Source organism: Micromonospora sp. WMMD558 (assembly GCF_049315255.1).
GTDB lineage: Bacteria > Actinomycetota > Actinomycetes > Mycobacteriales > Micromonosporaceae > Micromonospora.
This window is the reverse complement of record NZ_CP186061.1, coordinates 4,193,029-4,217,309: the sequence shown is the minus strand read 5'-3', so window position 1 is coordinate 4,217,309 and position 24,281 is coordinate 4,193,029. Positions and strand designations below refer to the sequence as shown.

The 24,281-nt window shown below is 75.1% G+C and carries 16 protein-coding genes; 4 read left to right on the top strand and 12 right to left on the bottom strand.

Going from position 1 to position 24,281, the window contains the following annotated elements:
- Positions 1 to 4: 4 nt before the first annotated feature.
- From ACN26Y_RS20080 to ACN26Y_RS20055, 6 genes are all read right to left on the bottom strand, one after another.
- A complete protein-coding gene (locus ACN26Y_RS20080) occupies positions 5 to 5,770 on the bottom strand; it encodes an SDR family NAD(P)-dependent oxidoreductase (protein ID WP_422733262.1) in 5,766 nt (1,921 codons plus the stop codon).
- Positions 5,767 to 6,756, bottom strand: coding sequence for an enediyne biosynthesis protein (locus ACN26Y_RS20075; protein WP_155331763.1), 990 nt, complete (start codon positions 6,754 to 6,756; stop codon positions 5,767 to 5,769). Before ACN26Y_RS20075 ends, ACN26Y_RS20080 begins: the two co-directional genes overlap by 4 nt.
- Positions 6,757 to 6,761: 5 nt before the next feature.
- Positions 6,762 to 8,729, bottom strand: coding sequence for a CRTAC1 family protein (locus ACN26Y_RS20070; protein WP_155331762.1), 1,968 nt, complete (start codon positions 8,727 to 8,729; stop codon positions 6,762 to 6,764).
- A gap of 3 nt (positions 8,730 to 8,732) precedes the next feature.
- Positions 8,733 to 9,707, bottom strand: a complete 975-nt coding sequence (locus tag ACN26Y_RS20065; protein ID WP_422733261.1) for a DUF1702 family protein — start codon at positions 9,705 to 9,707, stop codon at positions 8,733 to 8,735.
- 191 nt (positions 9,708 to 9,898) lie between these two features.
- Positions 9,899 to 10,876, bottom strand: coding sequence for a DUF1702 family protein (locus ACN26Y_RS20060; RefSeq protein ID WP_155331761.1), 978 nt, complete (start codon positions 10,874 to 10,876; stop codon positions 9,899 to 9,901).
- Between the two features lie 60 nt (positions 10,877 to 10,936).
- Positions 10,937 to 12,013, bottom strand: a complete 1,077-nt coding sequence (locus ACN26Y_RS20055) for a carboxymuconolactone decarboxylase family protein (RefSeq protein ID WP_155331760.1) — start codon at positions 12,011 to 12,013, stop codon at positions 10,937 to 10,939.
- Positions 12,014 to 12,252: 239 nt separating this feature from the next.
- On the opposite strand from ACN26Y_RS20055, the gene ACN26Y_RS20050 reads away from it, so the two are divergent.
- The gene (locus ACN26Y_RS20050; protein WP_155331759.1) at positions 12,253 to 13,317 is read left to right on the top strand and encodes an NAD-dependent epimerase/dehydratase family protein; all 1,065 of its coding nucleotides are present in this window, start codon (positions 12,253 to 12,255) and stop codon (positions 13,315 to 13,317) included.
- Here ACN26Y_RS20050 and ACN26Y_RS20045 read toward each other — a convergent pair.
- From ACN26Y_RS20045 to ACN26Y_RS20035, 3 genes are all read right to left on the bottom strand, one after another.
- Positions 13,241 to 14,323 carry a carboxymuconolactone decarboxylase family protein gene (locus ACN26Y_RS20045; RefSeq protein WP_422733260.1) on the bottom strand — a complete coding sequence of 361 codons (1,083 nt, stop codon included), beginning with the start codon at positions 14,321 to 14,323 and terminating at the stop codon, positions 13,241 to 13,243. The two genes, ACN26Y_RS20050 and ACN26Y_RS20045, sit on opposite strands and share 77 nt — an antisense overlap.
- 110 nt (positions 14,324 to 14,433) lie before the next feature.
- Positions 14,434 to 16,089: an FAD-dependent oxidoreductase gene (locus ACN26Y_RS20040; RefSeq protein WP_155331757.1), complete on the bottom strand. Its 1,656-nt coding sequence runs from the start codon at positions 16,087 to 16,089 to the stop codon at positions 14,434 to 14,436.
- Positions 16,086 to 16,616 (bottom strand): DUF5987 family protein, encoded by a 531-nt coding sequence (locus ACN26Y_RS20035; RefSeq protein WP_196255927.1) that lies wholly within the window; start codon positions 16,614 to 16,616, stop codon positions 16,086 to 16,088. Before ACN26Y_RS20035 ends, ACN26Y_RS20040 begins: the two co-directional genes overlap by 4 nt.
- Before the next feature lie 399 nt (positions 16,617 to 17,015).
- On the opposite strand from ACN26Y_RS20035, the gene ACN26Y_RS20030 reads away from it, so the two are divergent.
- From ACN26Y_RS20030 to ACN26Y_RS20020, 3 genes are read left to right on the top strand one after another with little or no spacing between them, the layout of a single operon-like run.
- Entirely contained in the window at positions 17,016 to 17,612 is a 597-nt protein-coding gene (locus ACN26Y_RS20030; protein ID WP_196255636.1) for a hypothetical protein, read from the top strand.
- Entirely contained in the window at positions 17,612 to 18,301 is a 690-nt protein-coding gene (locus ACN26Y_RS20025) for a copper resistance CopC family protein (protein WP_196255635.1), read from the top strand. The genes ACN26Y_RS20030 and ACN26Y_RS20025 overlap by 1 nt, the downstream gene beginning before the upstream one ends.
- A 20-nt stretch (positions 18,302 to 18,321) precedes the next feature.
- Entirely contained in the window at positions 18,322 to 19,107 is a 786-nt protein-coding gene (locus tag ACN26Y_RS20020; RefSeq protein WP_155334185.1) for a TIGR03084 family metal-binding protein, read from the top strand.
- A gap of 114 nt (positions 19,108 to 19,221) precedes the next feature.
- Here the strand turns inward: ACN26Y_RS20020 and ACN26Y_RS20015 are convergent, their stop codons facing one another.
- From ACN26Y_RS20015 to malQ, 3 genes are read right to left on the bottom strand one after another with little or no spacing between them, the layout of a single operon-like run.
- A complete protein-coding gene (locus tag ACN26Y_RS20015) occupies positions 19,222 to 20,460 on the bottom strand; it encodes an MFS transporter (protein ID WP_422733259.1) in 1,239 nt (412 codons plus the stop codon).
- A complete protein-coding gene (gene treY / locus ACN26Y_RS20010; RefSeq protein WP_422733258.1) occupies positions 20,457 to 22,769 on the bottom strand; it encodes a malto-oligosyltrehalose synthase in 2,313 nt (770 codons plus the stop codon). The genes ACN26Y_RS20015 and treY overlap by 4 nt, the downstream gene beginning before the upstream one ends.
- Positions 22,769 to 24,268 carry a 4-alpha-glucanotransferase gene (gene malQ / locus ACN26Y_RS20005; protein WP_155331752.1) on the bottom strand — a complete coding sequence of 500 codons (1,500 nt, stop codon included), beginning with the start codon at positions 24,266 to 24,268 and terminating at the stop codon, positions 22,769 to 22,771. The genes treY and malQ overlap by 1 nt, the downstream gene beginning before the upstream one ends.
- Positions 24,269 to 24,281 lie beyond the last annotated feature (13 nt).

Here is a 24,281-nt window from a genome sequence, read left to right as displayed (position 1 = left end):
CGCGTCACCCGTCCTTTCCGGTCAGCACCGCGAAGACCACCGGCGCGGCCTGGTCGCGCAGGGTCGCCGGCGCGGTGGCGATCCGCAGGTCCCCGGAGGCGAGCAGCACCCGCCCGTCGCCGGTGGAGTGCAGCGCCAGCGGCGAGCGCTGCGGCAGCCCCGCCTTCTGGAGGCACTCCGTCGCCGTCCAGACCCGGGTCGCCGCGACGGCGAGATCCTCGCCGGTCTCGGCGGCGACCAGGTCGGCCAGGCCCCGGTTCGGGCCGAGCAGCCCGTCCCACTCCGGTGCCGGGCGGGCCGTCACCGGCTCCACGTCGCAACCGAGCGGGCCGGGGCCGACCACGCAGAAGGTGAGCCCCGCGCCGTGCGCCGCGGACACCTGCCGGTCGCCGTCGACCTCGGGGCGCCCGTCGGGCCGGTACCGCACGTCGACCGCGCGGCCGAAGGCCCGGCCGGCGGCGCGGGCGGTGCGGCCCCGACCGGCGGCGCCGGCACCGCCGTCGCCGGGGGCGTCGGGCTCGACCGCCACCGCGATCGGGACGCCCAGCAGGTCGCCGAACTCCCGTTCCAGGTACGGCCCGAGCAGCGGCGCCACCCAGCGCAGGTCGCTGCGCTTGCGGACGGCCTGCAACCGCAGCCCGTCCCAGCGCTCCAGGACCCGCCCGTCGGCGTCCCGCACGGCGATGTCGTAGACGTAGGTGTCCCCGTCGCGGCTGCGTTCGCGGGCGCAGTAGCGCACCTCCCCCGCCGCCGCCAGGGCCGCCCCGCCGGGGTGGACCCGCTCGATGCCGGCGGGCAACAACGTGGCGTGCGGGACGCACACCTGGTTGCCGTGCATCAGCGCGTCCCGCACGCCGGGGTCGCCGAGGATCAGCTCGGCCGGCAGGAAGCCGGCGAACCAGTCCGTGTCGGGGTGCACCGCGAGGTCCGCGTCGACGTCCCGGGCGGCGGCGCGGTGGTAGCGGCGCAGCCGCTGGAACCGCCGCCCCTGGAACAGGACGTCGCCGTACAGGTCCCGGTCCGGCGCCAGCGGGACGTCCGGCAGCCCGGGCCCGACCTGCTCGGGCGGGCCGTCCGGCGCCGGGGCGTCGGTGAAGCGCAGGCGGGCGCGGAAGTGGTCGGCGGCGAAGCCGGTCTCCGCGCTGCGGATGCTCACCTGCACCGTGTCGTCGTCGGTCACGACCGCGGCGATCCGGACGGTGGTGCTGCCGTCCGGCGGCACCACGATCGGCCGGGCGAACTCCGCCGCCTCGATCAACGGGACCGACCGGCGACCGGTCAGCGCGGTCGCGACCTGGGCCATCGCCTCCATGCCGAACACGGCCGGGAAGAGCAGGTTGCCGTCGAGCAGGTGGTCGGGAAGGTAACGGTCGGTGTCCGCGCTGAGCGTGGTCTCGGAGACCAGTTCGACGCCGGGGTAGTGGACCGGCAGCCGGTCGACGAAACGCAGCAGCGGCAGGTCGGGCACGTGGTGCCGGACCGTGTCGATGCCCTGCGTACGGCCGCTGACGACGACGACCGGCGGGGCGTCCGCGTCGACCAGCAGCCGGCGCATGATCGCCACGCCCTGGTCGAGCGTGATCGGCGTGACGCCGTCGCGTTCGAGGGCTTCGACCACCGACAGCCGCTCCCCCATCCCGGCCCCCGACCAGACCGACCACTCCAGACAGAGCGTGCGGCACTCCGGGTGGTGGCGGCCGAACTCGGTGGTGAGGTCCGCGAGCCAGTCGTTGGCCATCGCGTAGTGCGCCTCGCCGCGCAGGCCGCTGCGACCGATGATGCTGCCGAACGTGATGAGCGCCTTCAACCGGCCGGTGTCGACCGCGTCCAGCACCGCCCGCAGGCCGTCGATCTTCGGCGCGAACGTCCGCCGGACCGCGTCCCGGTCGAGGTTGGTGAGCGCGGCCGGCTCGTTGCGGCCGGCGCCGTGCAGCACGCCGGTGACCGGGCCGAGCGCGGCCGTCACCTCGGCCACCGCCGCCCGGACCTGCCCGGCGTCGGTGACGTCGGCGCGGGCGTAGTGGACGGTGAGCCCCTGCTCGCTCATCCGTCGCAGGTTCGCGGCCAGCTCCTCGTCGGCGGCCGGGTCGGAGCGGCCGAGCACGGCCAGCCGCGCCCCGGTGTCGCGGGCCACCACGATGGCGCACTCCGCGGTGATGCCCTTGCCGCCGCCGGTGACCAGCAGCACGTCACCGCCGTCCAGCGGCGGCACCGGCCGCGCCGCTCGTACCGGCATGGCCCGCAGGGTCGGGACGAGCCGCCGTCCCTGCTCGTCGTGGTGGACCTCGGCGAACTCCTCGGTGGCGGCGACCTCGGCCAGCACCCGCTCGGCGGCCACGCCGTCGGTCGGGACGTGCACGACGGTCACCCGGAGCTGGGGTGCCTCCAACCGGAGCGTCTTGGCCAGGCCGGCCGCGCCGCGCCCGCGCTCGACGACGACGAACCGGTCGCCGAGCTGGCCGGTCAGGGCGGCCCGGGCACCCTGGAGGGCGAGGTCCAGGTGTTCCTCCTGGCAGTCGGCGGGCAGGCAGACCAGCACGCCGGAGCCGACCCGGCCGCGTTCGAGGCCACGCCGCAGCTTCTCGGCGAGCGGGTCGCCGTCCGGCGCGTACACCCGCCAGTGGCCGTTCTCCTCGGCCGGGCCGCGCGCGGGCAGTGGCACCGGGTCCAGGTCCAGCCGGAACGGCCGGGACCACGGCGCGGCGCCGGCCACCACCGGCCGCTGCTCGGCGTCGGCCGGGCGGGCCGTCCGGTGCAGCTCGTCGAACGCTTCCGCCAGCTCCCGCAGGGTGGCGGTGGCGAAGTTCGTCGGCGTCTCGGCGGCACCGATGCCGAGCTGCTGGGCGGCCTGGTTGACCACCTGGCCGACGGTGATCGAGCTGAGGTGCAGGTCGTCGAGGAGCCGGCTGTCGTCGCGCACCATCTCCAGCGGCAGCTCCGCCCGTTCGGCGGCCAGCCGGCGCAGCAGTTCCAGGCCGGACTCGCCGCTCCCGGCCGGTGCGGCGGGCTCGGTCTCGACCGGCGCCCCCGCCGCGACGGGGCGGACGTCGACGGTGGGAGCCGCCTCGCACGGGCTGGCGAAGAAGCTGAACTGCTGGCCGAGCTGCACGGGCCGGATGAGCCGGCCGTGGAACAGGCCCGGGTGGACGTCCGCGGCGCCGGTGACGTACGCGGCCGCGACCACCCGCAGCAGGCCGGTCAGCGACTCGTCGTCGGTGTCCAGCGCCACGGCCGGCACGTCGGTCACCGCGGCGGCCAGGCCGCTGAGCACCCGGCCGGGGCCGACCTCGACGAACAGGTCGATGTCCTTCGCGGCGAGGGCGACGGCCTGCGCGAAGAGCACCGGGTCGGTGATCTGCCGGTGCAGCAGCGCCGGGACGTCGGTGTCCGGGGCGAGCACCTCGCCGGTGACGGTGGAGACCACCGGCTCGCGTACCGGTCCGAAGTGTTCCTCGGCCAGCCGCTCGCCGAAGGCCGCGGCGGCGGGTGCCACCAGCGGGGAGTGGAACGCGTGCGACACGGACAGCCGGGTGGCGTTGATGCCGGCGTCCTTCGCGGCCCGGCTCACCGCCTCGACGGCGTCGACCGGTCCGGCGACCACCGTCTGCTGCGGGCCGTTGTAGCCGGCGACGACCACGTCGTGGCCGGGCAGCAGGCCGGCCACCGCGTCCGGCGAGGCGGCCAGGCTGGCCATGGTGCCGGAGGCGCTGTGCTCGGCCATGGTGCGCCCGCGTACGGCGGCGACCCGCAGCAGGGTCTCCCCGTCCATGGCGCCCGCCCAGTGCAGGGCGGACAGCTCGCCGAGGCTGTGCCCGACGGCCACCCGCGCCTCGACCCCCAGGTCGGACAGGACCCGCAGGCCGGCCATGGACCCGGTGACGATGCGGGGCTGGGCGACCGCGGTGGCCACCATGTCGCCGCTGGTCGGGAGGGCGGCCCGCTCGTACACGTCCTCGGCCCGGCCGAACCGGCGGCGCAGGGCGCCGCCGCTGGTGCCGCGGCCGGAACCCTGGCCGGGGAAGAGGAAGCCGATGCGGCCCTCCTCGACCACGTGCCCGCAGAACGCCCGCCCGTCGGCGGTGAGCAGCCGGGTCTCGCCGGCGTCCAGGGCGTCCCGGACGCGCCGCAGCTGGCGCTCCGCGTCCTCCGGCGAGGAGGCCACGACCGCCGCCCGGTACGGCCGGTCCTGCAGCTCCCGGTGCAGGGTGGCGGCCAGGTCGCCGAGCTGGGCGTACGCCACCTGGGGGACGAAGTCCAGCAGCTGCTGCACCCGGTCGCGCAGTAGGCCGGCCGACTCGGCGTCGACGGCGAGCAGCTCGGCGTCCTGCACCGAGCGGCTCAGGTTGCGGGTGCGGCTGTCCATCCTGGTGCGCCGCTTCGGTTCCCGCTTGTCCAACACCACGTGGGTGTTGATGCCGCCGAAGCCCATCGCGGTGATGCCGGCGCGTACCGGGGTGTCCCCCGGCCAGGGTTCGGCCCGGCGCAGCACCCGCAGCGCGGCGTCGTCGGCGGTGAGCAGCTCGTGCGGGTCGACGCAGCCGATCGCTGGCGGGATCATCTCGTGGTGCACCGCCATGGCGGCCTTGATGAGGCCGGCGACGCCGGCGGCCGCCTTGGTGTGGCCGATCATCCCCTTCACGGAGCTGATCGCGGCCTTCGGAGCGCGCGGGTCGGCCGCCCGGCGGGCCAGCGAGAGGGCCTTCAGCTCGGTGGCGTCGCCGACGGCGGTGCCGGTGCCGTGCCCTTCGAACAGGCCGACGGTGTCGATCCCGAACCCGGCCCGCTCGTACGCGCGGCGCAGCGCGAGCTGGTAGCCGTTGACCTCGGGGCGGGTGATGCCGCCCTTGCCGTCGGAGGAGATGCCCCAGCCGGCGATGGTGGCGTAGACGCGGTGCCCGGCGTCGAGGGCGTCCCGCTCGCGCATCAGCACGATCATCCCGCAGCCCTCGCCCGGCCAGAAGCCGTTGGACCTGCGGTCGTAGACGCGCATCTCGTCGCGGGCCAGCGCGCCGGTCTTGGCGAAGCCAATGATCTCGAAGGGGTCGATCGAGATGTCCACGCCGCCGGCCACCGCCACGTCGACCTCGCCGTCGAGCAGGGTCTTGCAGGCGGTGGCGACGGAGAGCAGGGAGGACGAGCAGGCGCCGTCCACCGTGTACCCGCCGCCCTTGAGGTCGAAGTGGTTGCAGATCCGGCCGGCGATGGTGTTGGACAGGCCACCGGCCAGGGTGTCCTCGTCGATGCCGGGGAACGGCGCCTTGTAGCGGGCCTCGAAGTCGGCCAGGAACGCGGCCAGCTGGTCGTCGTCCCAGTCCTGCTCCTTGAGCGCGGCGGCCACCATGCGCTGCACGTACGGCCACCGCAGCCGCAGCTGGTTGGCGCGGGAGAACTCGCCGGTGAGGCTGTTGCCGACCACGACGCAGGTGCGTTCGCGGGGCAGCCCCTCGGCCATCGGGAAACCGGCGTCGGCGAGCGCCATGGCGGCGACGTCCAGCGCCAGCCAGTGGGTGAGGTCGGTGGACCGGTACGTGCTGCCGGCGATCTTGTAGGCGATCCGGTCGAACTCGTACCCCTCGATGACGGCGGCGGTACGGGCGTAGAAGCGGTCCGGTGTCGCCGGGTCCGGGTCCCAGTAGTCGTCGAGCCGCATCCGCACGTCCGGTAGGCGGCGGAAGGCGCGGCGGCCGGCGACGGCGTTCTCCCACAGCTCGCCTGGGGAGGTGGCGTCGGGGTAACGGTTGGCCATCCCGACGATGGCGATCCTGCTCATGCCGGCACGACCTCCTTGCCGTGTTCGGGGGCGGCGACGACGGGTACGGTCGGCGCCCGGGTGACGGACGGGCCCGCCTGGGCATCGCGGCGTTCGCGGGCCTGGTTGACGAAGTGCAGCGCCCAGTGGAAGCCGCCGCGGGCGAGGCACACCAGGGCGGTGGCGAAGAAGATCCCGTACGCGATGCCGGCGCCGGTGAGGAGGCCGTAGACGACGGCGACGCCGGCGCCGAAGGCGAACTGGGCGGCGGGCGGGGACGGGCTGGTCCCCGGGTCGGTGACCATGTAGTTGGTGAACAGCACGAACGCGGTGCCGGTCATCATGGCGAGCGCCCCGGTGATCGAGACGTCCAGCACGACGCCGCGGATGACGGCCTGGAGGACGAAGAAGGACACCCAGCCCGCGATGAGCCACATGCGACCGGTCAGCTTCCCGTTGATCATGGTGCCGCCGACGATGATGATCGCCGGCACGAACCAGTCCCAGAAGCCGGTGATGTGCTCGGTGAAGTGGTAGGGCGGGGCGATGCTGGCCCACGGGAAGAGCAGCAGGATCACCGCGATGCCGAAGTTCGACGGGTTCATGTAGTGCCGCATCCGGCCCTTGAAGGGGGCGCGGAGGACCCACTTGGCGCCGATCGCGACCGCCACGCCGAAGATCAGCACCAGGATCTGGTCGTTGACGTAGATCAGCATGTTCATCGCGAGGCTGGTGATGTGCGCCGGGTAGAGGAACTGGACCAGCCCGCGCAGCCCGTTGCCGAGGTAGCGTGGCCGGCGGCCCTCCGCCCGGGCGCCCACCGCCTCCAGGACGATCTCGATCGAGTAGCCGGTCGCCAGGGCGACGAACGGCCACAGCCAGGGCTGCTCGAAGCCCAGCACGGTGTAGCCGAAGATGTTGAACACCGTGATCGAGATCGCGAAGTTGCGCAGCGCCGTGATCACCTTGGGGTCGTGGCGGGGCGCTGCGGTCGGGGTCGCGGTCATGTCGCTCACCTCTCCTGGGCCTGGGAGCCGAGCCGCAGCGTGTGCCAGCCCGGGGTCAACTGAAGTTCCTGCTGCCGGACCTGCCCGGTGCGGTCGCGCCACCGCAGGTCCACCCGGACCGGGCCGGTGACGTCCCGGCCCAGACCGACGTGCGCCTCGTGGCTGCGCTTGCCGGAGTGGCCGCTGCCGCCGTCGACGCGGGTGATGAAGGTCCGCCCGTCGGCGGTGGTCACCCGCACCTGGGCGCCCACCACCGGTGAGCCCGGTGCCGGCAGCCCGGCGTCGGCCGGCGCGGCCGGGCCGTCGTGGATCAGCCGGAGCCCGAGGAACGCGCCGGGCGACGGGCTCTGGTTGTGGTAGAAGACCGGCTCGTCCCACTGCCGGGCCACCGCGAAGTCCAGCCGGCCGTCGCCGTCGGCGTCACCGGTGGCGATGCCGCGGGTGGGCACCGGAATGTCGAGGCCCAGTTCGCCGGCGAGGTTCACGTACCGGCCGTCCGGGCCCTTGGCGAAGAAGTGCAGCCGCTGGCTGCCACCGATGTCGTCGCCGGCGTTGACGTTCGGCCACCACAGCGGGTGCCGCAGCAGCTCGTCGTTGGCGGTGGCCAGCTCCTGGAGCTGGGGCCAGCGGTTCACGTCGCCCTTGACGAAGCCGGTGGTCTGGGCGACGACCAGCTCGCCGCCGTTGTCGAAATCGGCCAGCTTGGCGTCCCAGCCCCAACCCGACCAGGCGAGGCCGAGCGGCGCGCTCCGGTCGGTGTACGGGGCGCGGCCCGCGGTGAACTGCCGGCGCAGGTCGGCGTCGTCCTTCGCCGTGTCGATGAAGGCGAAGTGGCTCTCCTCGATGCCGAAGGAGGTCGTGATGTTGCTGACGAACATGTCGTACCGGCCGTCGCGGTCCAGGTCGCCGAAGTCGACGCCCATGCCCTTGAACGAGTCGACGCCGATCCGCTTGGACTTGGGGACCAGGGCGCGGCCGACCGCGCTCTCCACCAGCGCGAACCTGATGTTGCCCGGGGTGGAACGGTTGTGCAGCAGCCGGTCCGGGCCGAAGTCGTGCGCGACGTACAGCTCGGGCAACTGGTCGCCGTCGAGGTCGTTGGCGCCGGCCGCGAGGGCCCAGCCCTTGGACGCCGCGAACGGCAGGACGTTCTCGACCAGCTCGTAGGTGGCCGTCGGGGTGGCGCCGCCGGTGCCCCCGGTGAAGCGGAGGACGTAGTCCTCGCCGCCGTTGACGCCGTGGGACATCGAGTCGTTCATCTGCACCCCGCCCTTGACGGTGTCGTCGAGGACGGCGCTGTGCGGGAAGTAGTTGCCGACGAAGATGTCCACGTGACCGTCGCCGTCGAAGTCGTCGACCGCGACGGCGTTGGTGTTCCACAGCGGGCCCTCGTACCGGGCGGGGTTGCCGGGCACCAGCTCGGTCGGCTGGTACGCGGCGGCGGAGAGCCCGGTGACGCCGGCCTTCGCGAGGTAGAGGATCGGCGTCCGGCCCCACAGGTAGACCAGCAGGTCCGTCCGGCCGTCCTCGTTGAAGTCCCCGGGCACGCAGCCCATCGGCGCCATCGGCGTGGTCATCGGCAGGGGGTCCGGGCGCAGCGCGAACGGCGCGTACCGGTCGCCGCCGCGGCCGGGAACCGGCGTGACGCTCACCTGGTCGGTGCGGGGGTCGGTGACGCAGAGGTCGTTGGCGAGGCCGTCGCCGTCGAGGTCGTTCATGGCGATCGCGGAGCCGACCGACGAGATCCACGCGTCGATCTTCTTGTAGTCCTGGTTGACCCGGCGGATGGTCTGCTGCGGGAAACCGCCCGGCAGCGAGACCGTCGTCGGCGCGAACCGGTACCGGTCCGCCAGGTCCTCCCGCTCGTCGGCCGAGGCGTACGGCAGCCGGGAGGCGAAGAACAGGCCCACCATCAGCACGAGGGCCAGCACCCCGGCCAGCTGGCGGCGCAGCCATCCCACTGTCATCGACATCTGTCAGTTCCTTCCGATCACGACGAACTCGTCCGCCACCGCCTGCCGCCAGACCTCGTACGCGGGCGGCCCGCCCGGCACCTCGCCGGACGGCCGGCGCAGGTAGGCCAGGTCGGCGGCCTCGGCCACGCTCATGCCGCACAGCGCCCGCGTGGCCACCTCGTTGTGCGGGACCACGAGCCCCGCCCGGACCCGGGCCGACGCGGCGAAGACGCTGCCCTGGGAGACCTGCGTGCGGTGCTCACCGGCGCGCTGCCAGAACGCCCGCAGCTCCTCCTCGTCGGCACCGCCGGCGTACGTGGCCGCCAGGCCGGCGCCGCTGTACAGGTCCGCCCGGCGCTCCGGCGCGAAGCCCTCGATGGTCTCGGTGACCCGCTCGGCGTCGGTGCCGCAGACGAACCACAGCGCCCGGCCGATGCCCTGGTCGATCGCCCGGTCGGCGTAGCCCCGGTGGGCGCCGCCGGGCGGCCACGGGAAGGCCGGCTCCCGGTACTGGCCGTGCACGTACCGGTCGGTGGCGAAGTACGCCTGGTGGAAGCCGTAGCCATCCAGCGCCAGCCAACGCAGCAGCGGGTCGGGCGCGGCCAGCGTCCGCCAGCGGAACCGGGGCAGCCGGGCCATCGCCCAGCCCACCCCGACGTACGCCATGTACACGTGGGAATCGCCAGGGCCGGTGAGGAACCGCGCCACGTGCCGGCTCCGGCCGGGCAACGCGTCGAGCACCGCCAGAGCCATCGCCGCGCCCTCGTACGCGAACCCGCGAAATCGCGTCGGGATCTGGTCGAGCCGCTGCGACAACGGACCGTGCTCGGGCGTCTCGGCGGCATATGAATAGCCGGTGAGAAAGGTACGCCCGATCGTTTCGAGCAATTCCCGCGCCGCCGGATCCTTGGCCTTGAATCCGCGCACGTCGAGGTTCGTGGCGGACATGTCGGGCGTGAGAATGCGACGTCTCAGCGTACGCCAGGCACTGGTCACGGTCTCCCCCAACCGAGGACGCGCTCGTCCTCTGACGACTGTGGATGAAATGCTGCCAGCGGTCGACGTGTCATGTCTTCTTCGACTGTGCGAATTGGAGAAACGACCTCTGGCAATTGTTTCGGAAGCGGAAAGTGCCGGTACCCACCAATGCGCGGGCGTCGTCGCCAATGGCGGCGGACGCGGCGCGGTCAACCGCGCGCCGACGCCGCGTGGAATCGCGCCCGCACCCGGCTCCGCCAGATCTCGTACGGCGGCACCAGCCCCTCGGCGGCACCGGAGACGGCCACCTCGTCGGCGAACTCCGCGGCCGCCTCCACGGTCATCCCGGTCAGCCCGAGCAGGGCCGCGCGGGTGTGCTCCGGGACGCACCCGGACCAGGAGCGGGCCTTCGCCGCGAACACCGCGCCCTGGGCGAGGTCCGGCGCGTGCTCGCCGGCGGCACGGTGCAGCGGCCCGGCGTCGCAGCCGCCCGCGAACGTGGCCGCGAGGCCGACGCCGCTCCACAGGTCCGGGTGCCGGTCGGCGGCGAACCGGCCGACCGCCGCCGCCACGTCGGGAACGTGTCCACCGTGGATGAACCACAGGGCACGGCCGATCCCCTGGTCCACCGCGCGGGGGAAGTACTCCGCCGCGCCCTGCCACGGGTACCGGGCGAGCCGCTCCTGCCGGTCGACGACCCGGGCGGTGTCGAAGTAGGCCCGGTCGAAGCCGTACCCGTCGACGGCCAGCCAGCTCATCGTCGGGTGGTACGGGATGCCGGTCAGGTCCGGCAGCACGTTGCGCCAGAGGATCCGCGGGAGCCGGGCCATGGCGAAGCCGATGCCGATGTACGCCAGGAACACGTGCGGCCGCCCGGGCCCGAGCAGGAGCGAGCGGGTGCGGTCGGACCGGCCCGGCATGACGTCCAGCACGGTGCACGCCATCGTGGCGCCCTCGTACGCGAAGCCGCGCAGTTCCTCGTCCACCAGTTCCAGGCGCCGTTCCAGCTCCCACTGCTCGCGGGTGTCGACGCCCCACTCGAAGCCGCAGATCACCGCCCGGGGCACCGCCTCCAGCCGCTCGGTGGTCGCCGACGGTGTCGCCGGGAAGCCCCGCCGCCGGAACGAGACCTCGGCCAGGGCCGGCGCCAGCAGCAGGCGGCGCACGGAACCGACTGCGGTTGCCATGGATCCTCCCCGGGATCGGTGGCGGGCGGCGCACCGGGGCGCCCGCCGTTGCGGAACCGGTCAGCGGCCGGCGAGGCGCGCCCGCGGCACGTGGTGACTGCCCACCCGGCGGGCCGCCACGAAGCTCGCCCAGGCGGCCGCCTCCACCAGGCTGCGGTCGTCGGGGTGGTGGGCGCGGAACTCCCCCACCACCTCCTCGTCGACCTGGTAGGAGGCGAGCGCGGTGAGCAGGGCGAGACGGCCGGCGGCACGGTCGGCGGCGGGCAGGTCGGCGACCAGGTCCTCGCACCACTGCCGGCCGAGCCCGGTCTCCTCGCCGCGCCAGTCGTCCAGTCGGCGGAGCACCCGGTCGCGCACCGCCGGTGCGAGCGTCCGCTCGCCGGCCGCCTCGAAGGCGGCGTAGGAGCGGGCCACGGCCGCGGCCACCGTCGGGTTGCCGGCGGCCCACCGGGCGTCGGCGGGCAGGTCCGCCGGCGGCAGCAGGGGCAGCGAGCGGCCCGGCGGGTACGGCTCACGCAGCGTCGGCCGGAGCAGCCGGCTGATGCCCTGCTTGAGCCGGCGCCGGGCGGCCGGCCCCAGGCCCGGCGGCAGCAGGAAGTTGGCGAGGAAGACGTTGACCATGCGGGTCAGGTAGTGGAAGGAGACCAGCACGCCGACCAGCTCGGGGCGGTCCGCCTCCTCGAACGGGGCGTCGGCGGCGCCCGGCAGGTCGGCGAGGTGCGCCGACCGGGCCCAGCCGGCCACCTGCCGGACCGCGTCGTCGCGCACCTGCTCGACCCGGTCGGCGACGATCGCCTCGGCGTCACCCGCGTCGCTCAGGTCGTACATGCCGGTGCTGTGCATGTCCGCGCAGTACGGGCAGATGTTCGCCACCGAGACGGCGGCGGCGACCGCCTCCTTCGCCAGGCGGCCGGCACGGCCGGTGGCCAGCAGGGGTTCCCGCATGAGCATCCAGTACGCGGCCAGGACCGGCGGCGCCGGCGAGTGCAGCAGCACCGGAGGACTGACGATGCGCTGCTCCTCGGCGGCCTGGGCGTAGACCGCACCGACCGCCCCCGCGGCCTCCGGCGCGGGCACCGGCCGGACGTACCTGACCTGGCGCTGGACGACCGACGAGACCACCCGTCCGGCAACCATTGCCTGCCTCCCCTGTGTTCGCCAACGGACCACGGCACGGTGGCACGACCGCACGGCGACGGTGTGTAACGACGTACTCACCCAAGGATGCGGGATCGTCCCCCCGGTGTGGATATTCCAGATTGCGCAGCCCGGTCGACTGTGGACGGTGCTGGTCGAACGCCGCACGTTGCGAGAACACCCGCCACCGTCCGCCCGCCGATAATCGCCGGACGGGCCGCACACCGGAGGAGGTCACGATGACGGTGCTGGTGACCGGGGGTACGGGCTTCGTCGGGTCGCATTCGGTGGCGGCGCTGCTCGCCGCCGGGCACCGGGTGCGCCTGCTGGTCCGGGACCCCGCGCGGGTCCCGGTGGCGTTGGAGCCGCTGGGGATCGGGCCGGCGGCGGTCGAGGTGGTCACCGGCGACGTGACCGACCCGGACGCGGTGGCCGCCGCCGTCCGCGGTTGCGCCGCGGCGCTGCACGCCGCGTCGGTCTACAGCTTCGACACCCGCGACCACGCCCGGATGCGGGCGGTCAACGTCCGCGGCACCGAGCTGGTGCTCGGGGCCGCCGTCGCCGCCGGCCTGGACCCGGTGGTGCACGTCTCCAGCTTCGGTGCCCTGGTGCCGGCCCGCCGGACACCGATCACCCCGGACGCCGAGGTGGGCACGCCCCGGGAGACGTACCTGGACAGCAAGGCACGGGCCGACCGGGTCGCCCGGCGGCACCAGGCCGAGGGCGCGCCGGTCGTCGTGACGTACCCGCTGGCGGCGCTCGGGCCGCACGACCCGCACCTGGGCGACCAGACCGCCCGACTGCGCAACGCCCTGCGCGGGCTGATGCCGCTGTGGCCGCGGGGCGGCTTCCCGGTCGGCGACGTACGGGACGTGGCCCGGCTGCACGCGGCGGTGTTGGAGCCGGGGCGGGGCCCGCGCCGGTACCTGGGCCCGGGTCGCTACGTGGACACGCGGGAGTACCTGGACGTGCTCCGCCGGGTCACCGGCCGGGCGCTGCCGGCGGTACGCCTGCCGGCCGCCGCGATGCTGCCGGTGGGCCTGCTGGCCGGGCTGGTGCAGCGCGTCACGCCGGTCCACCTGCCCGCCGAGTACGGCGCCATCTACACCTGCGCGGTGGCCGGGCCGGTGGACACCACCGCCACCGACCGGCTGCTGGACGGCGCGGCCGTGCCGTTCGAGCGGACCGTCGCCGACACGGTGTCCTGGCTGGCCGCGACCGGCCGGATCAGCCCGCGCCAGGCCGGTCGGCTGGCCGCCGCCGCGCCCCCGCCATCCGGGCGCCCAGCCGCCGGGCCGCGGTGAGGCTGGCCCAGGCGGTCACGGCGAGCAGGTCCGCGTCGCCCGGCACCCGGCGCCGGTGGTCGTCCACCACGTCGTCGTCGACCTGGTAGGAGGCCATCGCGGTGAGCAGCGCCAGCCGCGCCGTGGGCCGGTACGCCGGCGGCAGCCCGACCACGGCGTCGCCGACCCAGGCCCGGCTGATGCCCGGCGGGCTCCCGTCCCAGTCGGCGATCCGCTCCCCCACCAGGTCCCGCACGGCGGCCGGGACGGCGGCCCCGGCCAGCTCGTCCACCGCCGCGGACGCCCGCGCGATCGCCGCCCCGACGGTCGGATGCCCGGCCGCCCAGTCGAGGTCCGGCGGGAGCGGCGCGGGCGGCAGCAGGTCCAGCGCGGTGCCGGGGCGGGACTCGCGGCGGGCGGCCGGGCCCATCATCGCGCCGAGGAGACGGCGGGCCCCGCCGCGCAGGCGGCCGGGCACGGCCGGCGGCAGCGGCGAGCCGTCCAGGAAGACGTTCACCATCCGGTTCAGGTAGTGGAACGCCACCGCGACGCCGACCAGCTCGGGGACCTGCTCGGCGGGGAACGGCGGCGGGTCCCCGGTTACCGGTCCCCGCGCCCAGCGCACCAGGTCACGGACGGCGGGGTCGGTGACGGCGTCGACGCGGTCGGCGGCGACCGCGGCGGCGTCCGGCCCGCGGACCAGGCCGTGCAGCGTGGAGGTGTGCACGTCGACGCAGTACGGGCAGGCGTTGCCGAGGGAGACCGCCGCGGCGACCGCCTCCCGGGCGGCGCGGGTGCAGCGGCCCCGGGCCACCAGCGTCTCGCGCAGGATCACCCAGGCCGCGGCCAGCGCCCGCGGCTGCGGCGCGTGCAGCGCCACCGGCGGGGCGAGGACGCCGAACTCGCGCTCCAGCGGGTCGTACACCCGGCGCACGGCGGGCGGCGCCGACGCTGGGGCGACCGGGCGGACGTACCGCACCCGCCCCAGCGAGCGGCGGACGGCGGCCCGGGCGAACCTGTTGACCACGGTGCCCTCCTCGTTGTGGTCGCCCGCCGGTGGATGGACGCTCGGCGGGGCACGACGCCGGGGCGCGGGCCGGCGGGGTCGGGGACAGCGACCCCGCCGACCCCGCCGGCCTACCGGGCGGCCCGGCCGCCGACCAGGGGCAGCACCGCGTCCCGGCCGGCGGTCGCGCCGTCCGGGGCGGGCGCGCCGTACCGCACCGCGACGCCGCGCTGCCGGGCCGCCTCGACGATGGCGGGGACGGCCCGCTCGGCCAGCGCGGCGATGGTCATGGCCGGGTTCACCGTCAGCGCACCCGGCACCGCCGAGCCGTCGGTGACGAAGATGCCGGGGTGGCTGCGCAGCTCGTGCCGGTCGTCCAGGGCCGAGGTTGCCGGGTCGTCGCCGATGCGGCAGGACGCCAGCGGGTGCACGGTGTACGCGCCGACCACGTCGTTGGTCCACGGCATGACGCGGGCCAGGCCGTCGCGTTCGAGGATGTCCCGCACCTCGGCGTCGGAGGCGGCCCACCCGCGCAGCGTGTTCTCGGTGGGCCGGTAGCGCAGCGCCCCCCGGCCCAGCATCTGCTGGGAGACCCGGACGGCGTTGCCGGTGGGCGGCGGCGGGCCGAAGACGCCCTCGTTGTCGTCCTCGCTCATCGTGAAGATGGTCAACCAGGACTTCCAGTGGCGCAGCAGTTCCTTCTTCTCCGCGCCGAACCAGGTGGGCCCGGTCGCGTCCGGCACCTGGGCGAGGATGGTGCCGAAGCCGGGCGGGAAGTAGAGCTGCTCCAGCGAGTAGCGGAGGTACTCCGGCAGCGACCCGTCGAGCCGGTCCCAGGTGGCCACGCAGGGCCCCTTGCCGATCTGGTACGCCTCGTACGGCACCCCGTCGGAGCGGCTGAGCCCCAGCACCTCACGCACCCGGTCCTCGTCGACGACCGCCGTGTTCAGCCGCTCCCCGTTGCCGGAGAAGTAGCGGCCGACGGCGGCCGGCATCGGGCCGAGCGTGTCGGCGGAGCGTTGCAGGATCACCGGGGTTGCCCCGGCGCCCGCGGCGAGCACCACGATCTTCGCGTCGATCGCGCCGCCGCCCACCTCGACCCGGTAGTCGACGTCGTCGACCACGGTGTAGTGCAGGCGGTAGCCGCCGGCGTCGGTCCGCTCCAGCCGCTGCACCTCGTGCAGCGGCCGGATCCGGGCGCCGTGCGCGATCGCGGCCGGCAGGTAGTTGAGCAGCAGCGAGCGCTTGGCGTCGAACCGGCAGCCGGACATCATCCAGTTGCAGTTGACGCACCGTTCGTTGTCGATCGCCACCGGCACCGGGTTGGCGGTACGCCCGGCGTGGTGGCAGGCCGCCGCCCACAGGCCGCCCGCGTACGGCACGTCCGGCCAGTCCTGCCGGGTGACGGGCAGCGCCTCGGCGACCCGGTCGTACCAGGGTTCGAGGGTGTCGCGGCTGATGGCGGCGGGCCACATGCGCCGGCCGATGCTGCCGTGCCGCTCGAAGACGAAACGCGGCGCGCGCGGCATCGCGGCGAAGTAGACGACGCTGCCGCCGCCGACGCAGTTGCCGGCCAGCACGCTCATGCCGTCGCCGATGGTGAAGTCGAAGGCCCGGGTGGAGGACGCGCCGAACTTGAAGTCCTGGTCGAAGTCCTGCCCGGTCAGCCACGGCCCGCGCTCCAGCACCACCACGCGGGCGCCGCCGGCGGCCAGGTGGTACGCGGTGATCGCGCCGCCGAACCCGCTGCCCACCACCACGACGTCGGTGCTCTCGATGGCCGTCATGCCGGGCTCCCTGAGGGTGTCGTGTCGGGGTGGGGGTGGGCGAGCTGCCGGCCGTAGGAGAACTCCGGGAAGCGCCACAGGCCGTCCGCCTGCGGCGGCTTGAAGCCCATCGTCGTCATCCCGGGATGCCCGGCGGCGAGCGCGTCGACGGTGTGCAGGTGCGCCGCGGCGTCGAAGGCGATCGTGCTGAACATCGCCACGCTGACCCAGATGTCCCGCTCGGGATGGGTGGGTGCGGTCAGCCGCGCGACAAGTTCGGTGCGGTCGGGGAAGGAGAGCGCGACGAACGGCGGCACCGCGGGGTCGAGGCTCAGACCGCGCTCGGCCGCGTACCCGCCGGCGTGCCCGTTGAGCGCCTCGGCGAGGTTGTCCAGCGCGGGAGCCATGCCGCCCTCGTCGGTGCGGAGCACCGCGACGGCCCCGGAGGCGACCGCGCCGCCACCGATGGCCGCGCCGGCCACGGTGACGTCACCGGGGAAGCGCTTCTCCCCCGGCAGAATGGTGTCGGCGAATGCTTCGAACGTCATTGTCGTCACGTCGTCCTGGGCGCTGTCGTGCACGGGTCATCCCTCCTTTCACATGCGTCGGGATCAGGCGACGGGAGAACCGGTCCGGGTGGCCGGACAGCGCCGGGGCGGAACGTGACTGACGGCCGGGAGCAGCACGGCCGATTCCGCGCCCACGGCACCGTTCTCCGCGGCTACAGCTTGCGCCCGCCGCTCGTGGGACGCATCTTCGGACGTGCGCAGCCGGCGGTCGCCCCGGGCCCACCGAAAGGCTCCCGGGGCTCGTGACGAACCGGCGAAAATTGCGATGGGAATTGCGCGGCGACCGTTGCGGGAAACTGCGCAAATTCGAAGAAGAACCGGTTCGGAAGCGTCGATAGCCTGGCCGGGAAAGCACTAGCCAGGAGGGACGGATTCCGCATGACCACCGTCAGCAGCACCTCGCGTCGGGAGGGTCTCATCCACCGGCTCAACGGGCGGCACCACCGGGCGGCGCTCACCGCCTACCTGGCCATCGTGATCGGACACTGGGCCGAGCACCTGGTGCAGGCGTACCAGATCTGGGTGCTGGGCATGCCCCGGCCGCAGTCCCGCGGCGTCCTCGGGCAGTGGTTCCCGTGGCTGGTGAGCTCGGAATGGCTGCACTACGGCTACGCGCTGGTCATGCTGGTCGGCCTGTTCCTGCTGCGGCCCGGCTTCACCGGCCGCTCACGCACCTGGTGGACGGTGGCGCTGGCGCTTCAGTTCTGGCACCACATCGAGCACCTGCTGCTGTTCGTGCAGGCGCAGACCGGGACGTACCTGTTCGGCCAGGCGGTGCCCACCAGCGTCGTCCAACTGCTCGTCGGCCGGGTCGAGCTGCACCTGTTCTACAACAGCGTGGTCTTCATCCCGATGGTGATCGCGATGTACCGGCACCTGCGCCCGTCCGACCCGGAGCTGCACGCGGCGTCGTGCAGTTGCCTGGCGGCGCAGAAGCGCGCCCTGGGCGTGCCGGCGGCGCCGGCCCCGGCCTGATGGGCCGGGTCACGCGCGTCCTGGCGGTCGTCGCCCTGGCCGCGCTCGCCGTCCCGGCGACACCGGGAGCCGCCCGTGCCGACGAGGGACTCGCCGGCCCGGCTGACGCCCGCGCCGACGAGCGGCTCGCCGGCAGTGACCCGGCCGCCGGGGCGGCTCTCGCGACGGCGCCGGCGGCGGTCGAGCTGACCTTCGCCGGCGAGCCGGACCTCGCCGACTCCCACGTCACGGTCCTCGACGGCGACGCGGCCGTGGTGAGCACCGGGGAACCGCAGCGGGCGGGGCGGCGGACACTACGGCAGCCGCTCGCCGCCGGGCTGACCGGAGACCTGACCGTCGCCTGGCACGTCGGCCTCCGCGACGGCGGCCAGAGCCGCGGGACGCTGCGGTTCAGCGTCGGAACCGGCCGCCCGCCGGCACCGGCCGGGCCGGCGCTCGACCGGGCCACGGCCGAACTCCTGGACACCCACGCGCACCGCATCGACCCGCTCAGCGCGGTGCTGCTCCTCGTCAACGCGGTGGTGGTCCTGGGCGCCGTCACCCTTCTGGCGGTCCGTGACCCGCGCCGCCCGCGGGCCTGGCGCCTGCCGGCCGAGTTCGGCGGGCCGCCGACCAGCCCAGGGGCGGAGCCGGGCGAGCCCGGGCCCGCCCACCTCGACAGCCGGACGACCGGAAGGGGTACGACGTGACCGATCAGCAGCAGGACGTGATGGCCGCCCTGGTGGCCGAGGGTAGGGAGGTCGACGGGCTGGTGGCCGGGTTGGCCCCCGAGCGGTGGGCGTTGCCGACCCCCGCTCCGGGGTGGACGGTCGCGCACCAGATCGCCCATCTGGCGGCCACCTTCCGCCTGGCCGGGATGGCGGCGGCCCAGCCGGACGCCTTCACGGCGGTGGTGTCCCGGCTCAGCGGCGACTTCAACGGCAACGTGGAGGCGGCCCTGTCGGAGTACCTGGCCGACCCGCCGGAGGTGCTGCTGGAGCGGTGGCGTGCCGAGCGGACCACCGCCGAGAAGGCCCTCGCCGCGGTGCCGCCCACCCAGTTGGTGCCGTGGCTGGTGCGGCCGCTGCCGCCGGCTGTCCTCGCCGCCGCGGGGATGATGGAGCTGTTCGGGCACGGGCAGGACATCGCCGACGCGCTCCAGGTCCGCCGCACGCCGACCGACCGGATCGGGCACCTGGTCGGCTTCGCCGTCCGCACCTGGGACTTCGGCTACCTGGCCCGGGGGCTCACGCCACCGGAGGCGGCCCTGCGCTTCGAGCTGACCGCGCCGTCCGGTCGGGTGTGGACCTTCGGCCCGGAGGACGCGACGGAGACGGTGACCGGCCCGGCGTGGGACTTCTGCCTGCTGGTCTGCCGACGCCGCCACCGGGACGACCTGGCGCTGCGGGCGACCGGCGCGGTCGCCGACCACTGGCTGGACATCGCCCAGGCCTACCGCGGGCCGGCCGGCCCGGGCCGGGAGCCGGGCCAGTTCGCCGAGCTGGACCGGCGCTGACCGGGCCCGGCGCAGGAGGGTGGGGCGGCCCGGCCACGGGCGGGCCGCCCCGACCCGCCGGCCCGGCCACGGGTGGCGCGGCGCCCCGGCCCGCCGGGCCACGGGTGGCGGCGATCAGCGGCGGGCGGCGGAGGGCCGCTCGACCGGGCCCGCCGACGGCTCGGGCGACCGGCGTAGCGCGCGCAGCAGCAGCGGCACCGGCAGCACCGCCACCACACCGGTGGCCACGGCGAGCACCGCGAAGCCGCCGGCCGCCAGCACCGCGCCCGCCGCCACGCTGGCCACCGCCGAGGCGGTCCAGACCACGGCGTCGACGCCGCCCTGCACCCGGGTCCGGTACGCCGGATCGAGCGCGCCGGTGAGCTGGCTGCTGCCACCGACGAACGTGAGGTTCCAGCCGAGCCCGAGCAGGAAGAGAGCCACGTTCAACCGGGCCAGCCCCGGAGCCGGGCCGACGGACGCGAGCAGCACCGACACGACGAGCACGCCGACGCCGGTCAGCGACGCCACCAGCCCGCCGAACCGGTCGGCCAGCTGCCCGCTCAGCGGGGCGAGCCCGAACATGCCGACCAGGTGGAAGGTGAGCACGAGCCCGACGGCGCCCAGACCGTGGTGGTGGTCGTGCATGTACAGCGGGGTCATCGTCATCAGCGTCACCATGGCCACCTGGCCCGCCACCATCGCGCTCAGCGCGGTCACCACGGCCGGCTGCCGCCACACGGTGCCGGGGACCCGGCCGGCCGGCCGGCTCCGCGCCTGGATCCGCAGCCGGGGCAGGGCCGCCGAGGCGGCCAGCGCGCCGGCCGCGGCCACCATGGCGACCAGGAACGGCCCGGTCAGCGCGGGCAGTCCGGCGGCGGCCGCGCCCGCGCTGCTGGGCTGCATCAGGTTCGGGCCGATGATGGCGCCGACCGTGCCGATCCAGACGACCAGGCCGACCACGAACCCCCGGCGGTGCGGCGGGTACAGCTCCGCCGCGCAGTAGCGGGACAGTTGCGCGCCCCCGTTGCCCACGCCGAGCAGCACCATGCCGAGGAGGAACGGGACCATCGCGCCGGCGACGACGGCGTACCCGGCGACGGCGGCGCCGAGCAGCGCCACCGCGTACCCGGCGGTGAGGGCGAGGCGGGTGCCGCGCCGGCTCATCAACGCGGCCAGCCCCAGCGTGCCGGCGGCGGTGCCGACCACGCCGGCGGCGTTGGGTACGCCGCTCCAGGCGGCGCTGAGGCGGTCCGCGCCGATCAACGTGGCGACCGTGCTCGCCCCCACCATGGAGGTGTTGGTGATGGCGACCCCACCGATCAGCGCCGCCGTCGACCGCCCGCGTGCGGTGATGTCCGTCGATTCGCTCATGACTGCCTACCTTGCACCAGGAGGGCGACCGGCAGCCACCCCAGGACGTCCGACACGCGCAGGTGCGGCGTGTCGTGGCGCTGCCCGGTGAGCACGTCGGTCCATCCGGCGCCGGGCAGCGTGAGCAGGGTGTCGCGCCAGCCGCCGGCCGCCGCGAGACCGACCGGCAGCCGGGTGGCGACCGCCGCCAGGCCGGGCGCCCGGTGGAAGCCGACCAGGTGCGCCCGGGCCGGCCCCTCGGCGCTCACCGGGCGGTAGCCGCGGAACAGCTCCGGGCGGGACCGGCGCAGCCCCAGGGTCCGGGCGGTGAGCAGCAGCTTGGCCGCCCCCGTCTCGTCCACCGGCGGCAACCAGCCCGCCTCGATCCGGTCGAGCAGCCGCCGCCGCAGCGCGAAGTCGACTGGCCGGCGGTTGTCCGGGTCGACCAGGGAGTGGTCCCACAGTTCGGTGCCCTGGTAGACGTCGGGAACACCGGGACCGGCGAGCTGGAGCAGCTTCTGCCCCAGGGCGTTGGACCAGCCGGGCGGGGCGATCCGGCCCACGAACTCGGCCACCTCGGCCAGCAGCTCCCGGTGGGCGGCGACCCGGCGCGGCCAGTCCCGGACCAGCCCCTCGTACGCCGGGTCCGGACGCAGCCAGTCGGTGCGTGTCCGCATCTCCCGGACGACCTTGAGCAGGTGGTCGGCGAGCCGGTCCACGCCGATCGGCCACGCCCCGACCAGGGTCTGCCAGGCCAGCGGCTCGACCGCCGGGTCGCCGACCGGGCAGCGGGCGGACCAGCGCCGGACCCGTCCGGCCCACTCGCCGGGCAGCTCGCTGAGGACGGCCAGCCGTGCGCGCACGTCCTCGGCGCGCTTGGTGTCGTGCGTGGACAGCGTCGTCATCGTCGCGGGCCGGGCCGCCTCCCGGGCGGCGTTGGCGGCGTGGAACTCCGCCGGGGGCACGCCGAACCGGTCCGGGTCGCCGCCGACCTCGCCGAGCGCCACGAGCGCCTGGTGCCGGTAGAAGGCGGTGTCCTCGACGCCCTTGGCGCTCACCGCGCCGGTGCTCTGCTGGAAGCGGACCGCCAGCGGGCCCGCCGGGCGGGCCACCATCTCGTCGCGCAGGCGCCGGGCCGGCCCGGCCAGCCGGGGGTGCTCCCGGGCCACCGTGGTGACCGCCTCGTCCAGCGTCCAGCGGTGCGCGGGCAGGTAGGCGCGGTACGCCGGCATCGCGACCAGCAGCTCGCGGACCAGGTCGGTCACCGCCTCGGCGGGCTGCTCCGGCAGCACCGCCCGGGCCGCCGCCACGATCCGGTGGGTCTCCGCCACGAGGAGGGTGTCGACGACGTGCCGGCGGGCCGCCCGCGCCACCGCCGGGAACCGGGTCCGGCCGGCGGGCCCCGCGGCGGCGGCCAGGCCGTCGCGCCCGCCGGGGTCGACGAACACCCCGCAGATCTCCCGCAGCGCCTCGTACCCGGTCGTGCCGTCGACCGGCCAGGTCGCCGGCAGGTTCTCGCCGACCGCGACCACCTTCTCCACCACGATCCAGGCGTGCGGGGCGGCCGCCCGCAGCCGGCGCAGGTACCCGGTCGGGTCGGCCAGCCCGTCCGGGTGGTCGATCCGCAGCCCGGTGACCTCCCCGTCGGCGATCCAGCGCAGTGGCAGCGCGTGCACCGCGTCGAACACCTCGTCCCGCTCGGTACGCAGGCAGGCCAGCGTGTCGATGTTGAAGAACCGGCGGTACGTCAGCTCGGCGACCCCCCGGCGCCAGCCGACGAGGCGGTAGTGCTGCCGCGCGTGCACCTCCCCGACCGGACCGGTCCCGGTGCCGGGGGCGAGCGGGAACCGGTGCTCGTGGTAGGTCAGGGTGTCGTCGACGACCTTCAGGTCCCGCTCGGCGGCCGCCCCGCCGTCGCCGTCGTCGGCGAGGACCGGCAGCAGCAGCGGCCCGGCCGACCAGTCGACGTCGAAGTACCCGGCGTACGGGGAGCCGGGCCCGCGCCGCAGCACGTCCCACCACCACGGGTTCGCGGCGGCGTCGGCGACGCCCATGTGGTTGCACACCACGTCCACGACCAGGCCGAGCCCGGCCCGGCGGAGCCGGTCGACGAGCTCGCGCCGGCCGGCCTCACCACCCCGGTCGGGGTCCACTTCGAAGGGGTCGGTGAGGTCGTACCCGTGGTCGGAGCCCGGCGTGGCGGCCAGCAGCGGCGACGTGTAGACGGCGCCGACGCCGAGCCGGTCCAGGTAGTCGACCAGGCCGGCGGCGTCGGTCAGGGTGAACCGGGGCGAGACCTGCAGTCGGTAGGTGCTGGTCGGCGCGGCCATCAGCCGGTGAACCCGCTCGGCCGCCGGCTGGCCGCCCGCCGGTCCCGCCCGTACGTCTCGGTGAGCCGGCGCAGCCGGAACTCCAGCCCGGGGCTGAGCGCCCGGGGTGGCAGCCGCCACGTCCAGTTGCCGTCGGTGCGGCCGGGAACGTTGAGACGCGCCTCCGAGCCGAGTTCCAGCAGGTCCTGCACCGGCAGCACGGCGAGGTACGCCACCGAGCCGAACACCGCCCGCGCCATCGACCAGCAGATGCCGTCGGCGATGCCGCCGAGGTAGCGCTCCACGCGGGACCGCTCGTCGGCGCTGCGCTCGGCCCACCAGCCCAGCGTGGTGTCGTTGTCGTGGGTGCCCGGGTAGGCGACGCAGTCGACCGGGTGGTGGTGCGGCAGGTGCTGGTTCTCGTCGCCGCCGAACGCGAACTGGACCAGGCGCATGCCGGGGATGCCGGCGTCGACGCGCAGGTGCTGCACCTCGGCGGAGGCGGGCCCGAGGTCCTCGGCCAGCAGGGTCACGTCACCGAGGTCCTTGCGGAGCCGCTGGAACAGCGCCAGGCCCGGCCCGTCGCGCCAGGACCCGTCGCCGGCCCGGCCGGGCACCGGGACGGCCCAGTAGCGCAGGAAACCCCGGAAGTGGTCCAGCCGCACCATGTCGTACCACTCGGTCATCCGCCGGACCCGCGCCACCCACCAGGCGAAGTCGTCGGCGGCCATCCGGTCCCACCGGTAGAGCGCGTTGCCCCAGACCTGCCCCTCGTGGCTGAACTCGTCGGGCGGGAAGCCGGCCACGGCGACGGGCCGGCCGTCGGCGTCGAGGTCGAACAGGTCCGGGCGGGACCAGGTCTCGACGCTGTCGACGCCCGGGAACATCGCGATGTCGCCGATCAGCTCGACGCCCAGCGCGGCGGCCCGGGCGCGGACCGCCCCGAAGTGCCGGGCGAACAGGTACTGCTCGAACCGGTACCGGTCGAGGTCGTCGGCGGCGCTCTCGTCGAGCCGGGCCAGGGCGGCCGGGTCCCGGCGCGCCAGCGGCCCCGGCCACCGCGTCCACGGGCCGCCGTGGCGGTCCCGCAGCACCATGAACCGGGCGTAGTCGTCGAGCCAGCCGGCCTGGTCCCGGCAGAACGCACGGTAGTCGGCGGTGGGGGTGAAGGCCGCGTGCGCCCGGGCCAGGAGCCGCCGCTTCACGGCGAGGGCCCCCGGATAGTCGACCCGCTCCCCCGGCAGCTCCGGCTCGGCGCCCAGGTCCGCGGCGTCGAGCAGGCCGTCGTCGCGCAGCCGGTCCACGCTGACGTAGAGCGGGCTGCCGGCCAGCGTCGCCGGCGACTGGTACGGGCAGCCCTCCGCGCCGACCGGGTTCAGCGGGAGCAGCTGCCACACCGACTGCTCGGCCGCGGCCAGGAACTCCAGCCACTCCTCGGCGGCGGGACCCAGCTCGCCGATGCCGTACCGCCCGGGAAGGGAGCTGGGGTGCAGAAGGATCCCGCTGCGTCGGGTCAGCATGGCGCGTGTCGTC